Source organism: Rhodococcus sp. (in: high G+C Gram-positive bacteria) (genome assembly GCF_049591685.1).
In the GTDB taxonomy this organism is placed as follows: Bacteria; Actinomycetota; Actinomycetes; order Mycobacteriales; family Mycobacteriaceae; genus Rhodococcoides.
Map to the genome: position 1 here is coordinate 1 of NZ_JBAWFH010000196.1, position 9936 is coordinate 9936.

At 67.2% G+C, this 9936-nt stretch carries 11 protein-coding genes; 6 read left to right on the forward strand and 5 right to left on the reverse strand.

The window, feature by feature from the left end:
• Positions 1 to 9: 9 nt before the first annotated feature.
• Genes WBQ44_RS08435 through WBQ44_RS08445 form a run of 3 tightly spaced genes read right to left on the reverse strand, consistent with a single transcriptional unit; the run spans position 10 to position 2114 of the window.
• Positions 10 to 456: a DUF6918 family protein gene (locus tag WBQ44_RS08435; protein ID WP_495566256.1), complete on the reverse strand. Its 447-nt coding sequence runs from the start codon at positions 454 to 456 to the stop codon at positions 10 to 12.
• Between the two features lie 48 nt (positions 457 to 504).
• Positions 505 to 1491: an o-succinylbenzoate synthase gene (locus tag WBQ44_RS08440; protein WP_495566257.1), complete on the reverse strand. Its 987-nt coding sequence runs from the start codon at positions 1489 to 1491 to the stop codon at positions 505 to 507.
• Positions 1488 to 2114, reverse strand: a complete 627-nt coding sequence (locus WBQ44_RS08445; protein ID WP_495566258.1) for a PaaI family thioesterase — start codon at positions 2112 to 2114, stop codon at positions 1488 to 1490. Before WBQ44_RS08445 ends, WBQ44_RS08440 begins: the two co-directional genes overlap by 4 nt.
• Before the next feature lie 42 nt (positions 2115 to 2156).
• Here WBQ44_RS08445 and WBQ44_RS08450 point away from each other — a divergent pair, with 42 nt between their 5' ends.
• On the forward strand, positions 2157 to 3050 hold the full coding sequence (locus tag WBQ44_RS08450; protein ID WP_495566259.1) for a 1,4-dihydroxy-2-naphthoyl-CoA synthase: 894 nt from the start codon (positions 2157 to 2159) through the stop codon (positions 3048 to 3050).
• 39 nt (positions 3051 to 3089) lie between these two features.
• Positions 3090 to 3476, forward strand: a complete 387-nt coding sequence (locus tag WBQ44_RS08455; protein WP_495566260.1) for a VOC family protein — start codon at positions 3090 to 3092, stop codon at positions 3474 to 3476.
• A 10-nt stretch (positions 3477 to 3486) separates the two neighbouring features.
• Here the strand turns inward: WBQ44_RS08455 and WBQ44_RS08460 are convergent, their stop codons facing one another.
• Both WBQ44_RS08460 and WBQ44_RS08465 read right to left on the reverse strand, forming a co-directional pair.
• The gene (locus tag WBQ44_RS08460; RefSeq protein ID WP_495566261.1) at positions 3487 to 4764 is read right to left on the reverse strand and encodes a sensor domain-containing phosphodiesterase; all 1278 of its coding nucleotides are present in this window, start codon (positions 4762 to 4764) and stop codon (positions 3487 to 3489) included.
• A gap of 68 nt (positions 4765 to 4832) precedes the next feature.
• A complete protein-coding gene (locus WBQ44_RS08465; RefSeq protein ID WP_495566262.1) occupies positions 4833 to 6182 on the reverse strand; it encodes a hypothetical protein in 1350 nt (449 codons plus the stop codon).
• Between the two features lie 57 nt (positions 6183 to 6239).
• On the opposite strand from WBQ44_RS08465, the gene menE reads away from it, so the two are divergent.
• From menE to WBQ44_RS08485, 4 genes are all read left to right on the forward strand, one after another.
• Positions 6240 to 7388 (forward strand): o-succinylbenzoate--CoA ligase, encoded by a 1149-nt coding sequence (menE, locus tag WBQ44_RS08470; RefSeq protein WP_495566263.1) that lies wholly within the window; start codon positions 6240 to 6242, stop codon positions 7386 to 7388.
• On the forward strand, positions 7385 to 8017 hold the full coding sequence (locus WBQ44_RS08475) for a hypothetical protein (RefSeq protein WP_495566264.1): 633 nt from the start codon (positions 7385 to 7387) through the stop codon (positions 8015 to 8017). The genes menE and WBQ44_RS08475 overlap by 4 nt, the downstream gene beginning before the upstream one ends.
• 22 nt (positions 8018 to 8039) lie before the next feature.
• Entirely contained in the window at positions 8040 to 8813 is a 774-nt protein-coding gene (locus WBQ44_RS08480; RefSeq protein ID WP_495566265.1) for a PIG-L family deacetylase, read from the forward strand.
• A gap of 153 nt (positions 8814 to 8966) precedes the next feature.
• A partial coding sequence (locus WBQ44_RS08485) for a DUF7159 family protein (RefSeq protein ID WP_495566266.1) occupies positions 8967 to 9936 on the forward strand: 970 nt, incomplete at its 3' end.

Sequence of the window (9936 nt, forward strand, 5' to 3'; positions counted from 1 at the left end):
ACCATGAGGTCAGGCTGCGTACTTGGTGACGAGCGCGCCGATACGCGGAAGCGCTTCGGCAACGTTCTTCTGCGCCGAGCCGCGAAGGCTGCCGTAGAACTTCTTCACGACGGATTTGTCGGTGTCCTCGATGCGCGAGTCGGTGACCGACAAAAGCGCATTGGACACCTGGTCGGAGTTGGCGACGAGGTAGTCGGCGAACGTTCCGGTCGGCGCCGCGTTGTACGACTGCCAGAACGGGTCGAGCTGAGCCACGAAATCGGGCCACAGAGCCTCGACGGCCTTGTCGAGGTACGACGGGCCGACCTTCTTCACTGCGCCGTAGCCGCCCTTGACGGCGAGGCCGCTCGCGCCCTTCTTGTCCGAGACCTCGGCGTCGATCAGCGCCAGGATGTCGGACCGGAGCACATCGCGCTTCGACTCGTCGAGCAACGATTCCTTCAGTGCAGCAACCACTTCGAATTCCTCCCGGATGGTTCTTTTTCAGGTGCGAACCGGGGAAGACTACCGCAAAAGGGTGAAGCATCTCATGGCTCGCTCTCGCCACCATGCCGCCCGCTCGGCGGAGGCGGCGAGGGCCTGCAGCCGATCGGGATCGGGCACGGCGGTGAGGGCAGGCAGGGTGCCGTCGAGAAGTTCCGGCGTCGCGCAGACGTCGGTCTCGAACAGGCTGCCGGTGCCGAGTCCGCAGGCGAACTCCTGCTTCGGGATCGCGGCTGCTGCGGCGAGGCCGGCGGCCATTCCGACCGCAGAGTCGAGGGCGCTCGAGACTACGACGGGTACGCCGTATTCACTGAGTTCACCAGCGAGTTCGAGTAGGGCGCGCATGCCGCCGAGCGGCGCGACCTTGACGACCGCGACGTCGGCTCCCCCTGCCCGGACGACCCGTAGCGGGTCTTCGGCGCGCCGGACGCTTTCGTCCGCCGCGATGCGCACGCCGGGTAGCCGCTTACGCACCTCTACGAGTTCGGGGACCGTCGCACAGGGCTGTTCGGCGTATTCGAGTTCGCCGTCTTCGAGCAGCAACGTGAGCGCGTGGACGGCTTCGTCGACGGACCAGCCGCCGTTGGCGTCGATACGCACGCGCGGGATCTCGGCGCGCACAGCGCGGACACGGGCGACGTCGTCGGCGACGCTCTGGCCCTTCTCGGCGACCTTGATCTTCGCGGTGTCGACGCCTGCGTAACGGGCCAGTACCGCGGGGACCTCGTGGGCGGGTACCGCGGGCACTGTGGCGTTGACGCGCACGCGTTCGCGGTACGGCTGGGGCGGTCCATCCCATGCGGCTTCGATGCCGGCGCGAAGCCACGACGCGGATTCCCGGTCGTCGTACTCCAGGAAGGGCGAGAATTCTCCCCAGCCGGCGGGCCCCTGGAACAGCATGACCTCTCGGGTGGTGATGCCGCGAAACCTTGTTCGCATCGGTAGCGAGAGAACGTGCGAATCGGCCAGTAGTTCGTCGATCGTCGGGGTCGGCGCCGTCGAACTCACGGCTGCCCCTTCAGCAATTGCACCATCAACGCCTCGCAGTCGGCGAGAACGTTGCCGTCGGCGTCCTTCAGCTCTGCGCTGATGAACGTCTTGCGCCCTTCGACGCGGTCGACGCTTCCCTCGATTACGAGTTCGGTGTCGAGTGGGGTCACCTTGCGGTAGTTGATGTGCAGGTATGCGGTGCGGCTGATGGGACGGCCGTAGGCGTGCTGGATCATGCCGAACAGGTCGTCGAACAGCAGCGGCAGGGTGCCGCCGTGCGCGGCAGCGTTGCCGCCGAGGTGAAAGCGTCGGAACACCCCGCGGCTGCGGACCCCTTCGGCGTCGAACTTCTCGATGGTCCACGGCAGCATCAGCAGCGAGCCGCGTCCGGGCAGCGACATGACTCGGCCGGCAGGCGCTTGTCCCTCGGGTACTTCGAAAGGCTTCAGCAGTGCGTTGATCGCCTCGACCCGATCCGCTGCCTCTGCGGTGGCCTCGGGCGTCGGCGCGGTGCTGACCGCCAAATCCTGCAGCGTTCGCAGCGCGGCGAGCAGTCGGCCGTACTCCGGTCCGACCTCGGCGGGCGTGTACTTGGGAAAACCGCCGTGGTGCTCGTAGTCGTCCTGGCCCGGTTCGCTCATGCCAGCACCGTAACCCGCGGCGGGCGAACTATCGTGGAACGGGTGACCTTCACTCCTTCGCTGTGGCAGCCCGTTCCCGGTTTCGACGATCTCACCGACATCACGTATCACCGGCACCTCACCGACGACACGGTGCGCGTCGCGTTCGACCGCCCGGACATTCGCAACGCGTTCCGGCCGCACACCGTCGACGAGCTGTACCGCGCCCTCGAACACGCCCGCGTGAGCTCGGACGTCGGAACCGTTCTGTTGACCGGCAATGGACCAAGCTCGAAGGACGGCGTCTGGTCGTTCTGCTCGGGCGGCGATCAACGCATCCGCGGCCGTAGTGGCTATCAATATGCAGACGGCGAGACGGCCGACACCGTCGACAGGGCGCGCGCCGGGCGGTTGCACATTCTCGAGGTGCAGCGACTGATCCGGTTCATGCCCAAGGTCGTCATCTGCCTCGTCAACGGTTGGGCCGCGGGCGGCGGGCACAGCCTGCACGTGGTGTGCGACCTGACGCTGGCCAGCCGTGAGCATGCGCGTTTCAAACAGACCGACGCCGACGTGGGCAGCTTCGACGGCGGTTACGGCAGCGCCTATCTCGCGAAGATGGTCGGGCAGAAGTTCGCCCGGGAGATCTTCTTCCTCGGCGACACGTACACGGCCGAGGAGATGCACCGGATGGGGGCCGTCAACCGCGTCGTCGACCACGACGAACTCGAGAACGTCGCGATCGAGTGGGCTGCGAAGATCAACGGTAAATCGCCGCAGGCGCAGCGAATGTTGAAGTACGCCTTCAACCTTCAGGACGACGGCTTGGTGGGCCAGCAGTTGTTCGCCGGCGAGGCGACGCGGATGGCCTACATGACCGACGAGGCCGTCGAAGGCCGCGACTCGTTCCTCGAGAAGCGCGAACCCGACTGGTCGCCGTTTCCGCGCTACTTCTGACCACCTTGCCCGGCACCGTCGTGTGATAGAGATGGTGCCGTGGAGATCCTGAGCGGTCGAACGATTCTGCGTCCAGCCGACTACGAGCGCACGCTCGCGTTCTATCGAGACGATCTGGGGCTGGCCGTGCATCGTGAATACGGCGCCGGAACGGTGTTGTTCGCCGGCCAGTCGCTCATCGAGGTAGCTGCGCACGGCAATTCGGGGTCGCCGCAGCGTTTCGACGGTGCACTGTGGTTGCAGGTGCGCGATATCGGTGCCGCCACCGCCGAATTGGAGGCCCGCGGTATTGCGATCGAGCGCGCGGCCGAGCAGGAGGCGTGGGGTCTGATCGAGATGTGGATCCGCGATCCCGACGGTGTTGCCATTGTGCTGGTGGAAATTCCGGCCGAGCATCCACTCCGCCGCGACACGCGGGGCCTGTAGAGCTGCGCGGCTACTCGGCCAGCAGGCGCCGAACCGATGCAGCGGACTGCGGCCGGGACCATAGAAACCCTTGTGCCAGTGCGCATCCCAGCTCGAGCGCGATGTCGGCCTGCTGACGGGTTTCGACGCCCTCGATGACCATCACCAGGCCGAGGTCCGCTGCGACGGTGGACAGTGCGCGCAGTAGCGCGCGCCCACGCACGGTGTCGATGTACCTCGTGAGGTGACCGTCGATCTTGATGCCGTCGGGTTCGAGAGTGACGAGACGTTCGAGAGAGCTCCACCCCGACCCGAAATCGTCGAGAAGCACCCTGAAACCGAGCGCGTGCACGTCGTCGATGTGCCGTCGGATCAGCGGGCCGCCGGTGACCGACGACGTCTCGGTCAGTTCGAGGGAGATCGAGCGTGCCGGCACCGACGAGGTCGCCACCGCCTTCTGCAGCTGTGTCACGAAGTCGGGATGGGCGAGGTGTCGACCCGACAGGTTCACGCTGAGCCGCAGATCCGGCCGACTGCGGTGCCAGAACTCCGCCTGCGCGACCGCGAGCCGCAGTACTTCGAGGTCGATGTCGATGATCAGCTCGCTGGACTCCGCGAACGGCACGAAGTCGCCCGGAGATACGAGCCCCTTGGTGGGGTGGTGCCAGCGCGCCAGGGCTTCGAACCCGACGATGTTCTCGGTTTGCAGGTCCACCACGGCCTGGAACCACGGCACGATCTGGCCTGCGAACAACGCGCCGGCGAGGTCGTTGTCGCTGTCGCTGTCGAGTTTGGCGGTGCTCGAACCGATCCGGCGGTGCAAGTCCAGCTGCTCCTCGAGCACCGAACCGAACTGTTCGAGTTCCTGGAGCTGGCCGGCGCTCAACTCACGAGGCATTCGGTCCAGCAGACACAGCGAGCCGACGACCAACCCCTCACGCCCGCGCAACGGAACGGACGCATAGGCGGCGATACCGTTCTGATCGAGAATGTCGCGCTGCCGAACGGTGGCGTCGATCTTGTTGCGCGTCACCACCGCGGACTTCTCGGTGCGGACCACGTCGTCGCACAGCGTGGTGGAACGCTCGACCGTCCACACCGGCGGACCACCGACGTTGACCAGCGTGTACTGCGTGGTGTCGTCGAGAACGTTGAGTTGGGCGATGGCGAATCCGACGCTGCGTGCAGCGAGCTCGACCGTTGTTCGTAGTGCAGGCGTGGTGGCTTCGACGTCCAAGTAGCGCCGCGCGGAATCACTCTGCCTACGAACTTGGGATCGGCGGTTGGGTGACGCCGAATCGTCGTCCACCTGCGCCTCCCAGCGTGTTCTGCGGCCGCCTCGCTGTCGGTGGCAGCCGTGACAAGCTTAGCCGCCTTTCACAGCGAAGGAAGTCGCGTGTGCAGCAATCGGTGCCGAAGCAAAGCGGCCGCTAATCGAATCCCGTCGGGTGACGGCGTGGCTGTGGACCGACCCCGATGGCCGTCGTCGTACGCGAATGCGCCGAGCGCGGTGAGATCTGCCAGCACGTCGTCGGCCAGCGAAGATGCAGTGTCCGACGCCACCGGGCCGTCGCGGTGGGTCCACCCCTCGGCGTCGAGCATTTCGGTGAGCAGGTCTTCGATGTCGACCGGCCGGGACCCGCGGGCTATGTCGGCCAGAACGACTTCGGCGGCGATGGTGTCGGGGTGATACGCGGTGCCCACGGCCCGGCTCACCAGAATCGACCACATCCGATCGGCACTGATGCCCTTCGCGCGGGTCGTCGGCAGCAGTCGGCCGCGGTACTTGCGTAGCAGTCCCAGCCGCTGCAGTAACCGTCGGACACGCAGAACCGGCACCGTCTCCAACTCCTCACCTGAGGGGAAAGGCCACTCGCGCGGTGTCCACAGCGCGCCTATCGCACGTTGCACGACGGTGTCGGACAGGTAGCCCCTGTCGGTGAGGGTGACGCCGTCGCCGATGATGGCCAGCATGCCTTCGAGGCGCCGAACGCAGGAGTACGCCGGTTCGACGGCGTCGTGCAGTTGCCCAGCCACGTCGCGATACAGCTCGGCGCGCGGAGGGCTGTACCGGGTCCACAAGGCGATGCGGTGGTCGAGGATCTGTTCGAGCAGCACCCCGCCGGCGCGCTCCGAGCGCAGCACCGACTCGGTGATGCGGCGGCGCTTCGTCACGACGGCACGCTCGCGAAGCGGCGGACCGCCCATGTCCCTCGGCGCGAATTCGCCTGCGACCGTGGCTACTTCGAGGGTTTCGCCGATAAGGTCCGCAACCGCACGTTCGGTCCCCTCGGGTATTTCCTGCCAGGTGAGCAGATCGGTGTCCTCGGGGCCGATACCGGATCCGGCCACGGTGTCCAGATAAAGCCTGTGCCGCGCGGGTTCGTCGTCGACCTGCAGCAACAGGAGCGTCTGGGCGCTGCGGGCGATGTCGGCATACCGGGCGTGGCCGAGACGGTCCAGCAGGTCCGCGAGGGCGAGGGCGACGTCCCGAGCGCGGTCCGCGTCGTCGACGAGCAGGCGCAGGTGTTGCCACAGGAACGTCTGAACGGAATTCTGCGTCGGGCCTCCCGGCGGGGACACGCTGCGAAGGCCCTCCCACCCTGCCTGCGCATCCGCGGCCGACGCCGGATCCACCGAGTCGAGATACGACAGTGCGGCTGCCACCGCCTCGTCGACGCCGCGGTCTCCGCCGCGTGCGCCGCCGTGTCCGTCGTCGAAGTCCACGGTTCTACTGTCCCACGGCAGGCGGGCTGGTGTCCGAGCCGTCCTAGACTTGCCGGCGTGAACGTGCTCGAGGAACTGAGGGTCCCGGCGGGAGAAGCTGCGGCGGGAATGTTGCCGCGGCTGGCGTCCGTACTGGACGGCGACGCCCCGGCAGTCCTTCCGGTTCCGTCGTGGGACGCCCGCGAAACAGCGCGGCTGCGTGACGCTCTCGCGCCGGGGACCGCCATCGAGGAAGGCGCCGCCCTCGTCGTCGCGACCTCCGGCACCACGGGCACTCCGAAGGGCGCAATGCTGCCCGCGTCGGCACTACGCGCGAGCGGTACCGCCACCCACGATCGGCTCGGCGGTCCCGGTTCGTGGTTGCTTGCCTTGCCGGCGCACCACATCGCGGGTCTGCAGGTGCTGCTGCGCAGTGTGCTGGCCGGCACCGACCCGGTGATTCTCGACGTGTCCGCCGGCTTCGACCCGTCGGCTCTGCCCGCTGCGGTTGCTTCGATGTCGGGGCGCCGGTACACCTCGCTCGTGCCGACGCAGTTGGTCAAGGCGCTCGACGACCCGGCAGCCGTCGAAGCGCTCGCCGAGCTCGACGCCGTACTGCTCGGCGGGGCAGCGACCCCGATTCCTCTGCGCGAGCGCGCAACTGCGGCGAATATCACCCTCGTGCGCACCTACGGCATGAGCGAAACCGCGGGCGGATGCGTGTACGACGGCGTGCCACTCCACGGCACGCAGCTGCGCATCGAGTCGGGCCGGGTGCTCCTCGGCGGCGCCACCCTTGCCCTCGGATACCGAGGAATGCCGGCCCACCCCGCGTTCGCCGACACCGGATGGTTCCGCACGGACGACGCGGGCACCGTCACCGACGGCGTCCTGAGCATCCTCGGCAGACTCGACGAGGCCATCTCCACCGGCGGACTGACCGTCGTCCCCCAGGTCGTCGAAGCCGCACTGGCCACGCACCCGGCGATCCGCGAATGTGCCGTAGTAGGCCTCCCCGACCTTCGTCTCGGCGAACGCGTCGTCGTCGCGGTCGTCGCCGGCGAGACGGTCACCCTCGGCGAGCTGCGCGATCACGTCGGACGCACCCTCGACCTCACTGCCGCTCCGCGGGAGCTCTACCTCGTCGACGCCCTGCCCACCCGCGGTCCCGGGAAAATAGACAGAGCAGAGCTGAAAGCACGCCTGTCCGATATGTTGCCCCGGTGAACAACCGATCCGCTCGCGCACTGGTGGCCGTCATGGCAGGCGCGGGCGCACTCCTCGGAGCCTGCGCCGCGGTCGTGTGGCACGTAGCGGTCCCCGGTGAAACGGACTCGTACGCGGCCCGGCCCGGGTGGTTTCCCGTTTCCGTGTATTTCGTGATCGCCGGAGTTCTGATCGCCCTCTTCGTCGCCTCGTTTCTCGTCGACGCAGGGCTGCGCGTCCGGACGACGCGGCAGCATTCCCCGGCGGGATTGTGCATTCTGCTGCTCGTGCTTGGCGGCGTCCTCGGCGCAGGCGCCGCCTCGGCGTGGACGAGGTGGCCGCCGCAGCCAACTTCGGCTGCAGCTCTCGTTCCAGTGGATTCGTGGACGAACCCGGTCGTGGACGACTACTGGCAGGCACCGGCAGGCAACAGGACCGAACCTCTCCGGCTCGTCATCGATGCAGGCCCGGGTCAGTCGACGTCCGAGTCGTTCGTCAGCAGCGTTTACGCCCACGACGATCAGTCCGATTTCCGTCCGGTGATCGATCAGCCGTGGACGGTGTTTCCCGTCGGCGGGGTGGTGGTCGCCGGGGTGTTTGCGTTGTCGCTGAGCCTGGGCGATGTGCGACTCACTCGACACCAAGGCTGACCGACGTGCAAGCATTCTGCAGATGAGCACTCTTGTCTGCTTCCACGCCCATCCCGACGACGAGGTCTTCACCACCGGCGGCGTCATGCGGCTCGCCGCGGACGCGGGCCATCGAGTCGTGCTCGTGACGGCCACCGACGGCGCGTTGGGCGAATTTCCCGAGGGCATCCTGAGCGAGGGCGAGACTCTCGCTCAGCGCCGTCAGGCCGAGCTGGCGAGTTCCGCACAGGTCCTCGGGGCCGCCCGGGTCGTCATGCTGCACTACGCCGATTCGGGTATGGCGGGCACGGCCGACAACGACAATCCCGACGCCTTCTGCAACGCCGACGTCGACGAAGCGGCCGCAAAGCTCGCATCGGTGCTGACCGAGGAGAACGCCGACGTCGTGACGATCTACGACCCGAATGGCGGCTATGGGCACCCCGACCACATCAAGGTCCATTTCGTGGGACTGCGCGCAGCCGAGCTCGCCGGTACGCGGCACGTGTACGAGACGACGACCAACCGGGACCATATGCGTCGTCTGATGGAGGCGAACCCCAACTGGTCCGACGAGAACACTCCCCCGGACGTCGAGACGTTCGGCCTGCCGGAGTCCGAGATCACCACGGTGATCGACGTCAGCGCTGCGATGGACGCCAAGCGTGCGGCGATGGAGGCTCACGCCACCCAGGTCGGCGATTTCGGACCGTTCCTGGAGATGCCGCACGACATGCTGGAATCCGCATTCGGCCGCGAGTGGTTCCGCCGCGTCGGGGATGGCCCGGGCCTGACCGAGACCGAACTTCCGCTCTGACGGTCGGTCCCATTTACGCCACTGCGTCGGTTATCGGTCTCGAAACAAACTCGGAGACGGTATGGTGATGCCGTTATCTCAGGGGACGGGAGGCCGCGAGAGCACATGGTGTCGTCAGTCGGTATGTCCATGGGTTCGAACGGTGTGCGGGCCGTGCGTACCACCGACGGCCTGGTGTTCTCGGTGGAGCAGTTCCCGTCGGCCGGCCCGGTTCCTGATGCCGACGACGTCGCGCACGCCATCCGCGCCATCGTCGATCGTGTCGACGCGCCTCACTCGCTGGGCGTTGCGTTCCCGGATCCGTCTTACAGCAAGGCCCTGAAAGCAGCGCTGGTCGAGGAGTACGTCTCCGAGGTGCACATCATCTCGGAGATCTCCGGAACCGTCGAGATGCTTCGCGCCGACGCCGACTTTCGGTATCGCACCGTCGCGCTGTACGACCTCGGGGCAACCGGGCTCGAGCTGACGGTCGCCGATATCGAGAGTGGCACGGTGTACGCCACCACCCGTTCGGCGGAGCTCAGCGGTATGTCCATCGACCTGGCCGTTCGTGATCACCTCCTCACGCTCGACATCCTCGCCGAACCGCGAACTCACGACGAGGAGTCGTCGCTGCTGGCCTTCAGCCGGGAGATCAAAGAGGCACTGTCCTCGCACGAAGCGACGCAGACGTCCGACGGCCAGTTTCCGTTGATGGACCGGCGCATGCTGGACCTGCAGATCATTCGCTCGGCCGAGCGGTCGGCCATTGCCCTGCGCGATCTGACCGAGATGTCGGAGATCCCGCCCGAGGTCGTGGTCGCCATCGGCGGCGGTGCCCGCATCCCCCTCGTCGAGGAGGTTCTGCGGCGCTATCTGCGCATTCCCGTCGTCGTGCCGCCGGAACCCGAGCTGGTCGCCGCGCAGGGAGCAGCTCTGTACGCAGCCAGGGTCGACGCGGTCCGGCCCGCCACACCGCCGTCGTCCCGTCGCAGCGCCCGAACGCTGTTGACGCCGCTGCTGCGCTTCGGCCTGCCGTCCGTTGCGATCCTCGGCTTCCTGTCCTGGATGCTCTGGCCCGACGCGACCGCCGACCGTTCCGTAGCCGGAACGCCTGTCACGACAATCGCGGAGACCGCTGGGG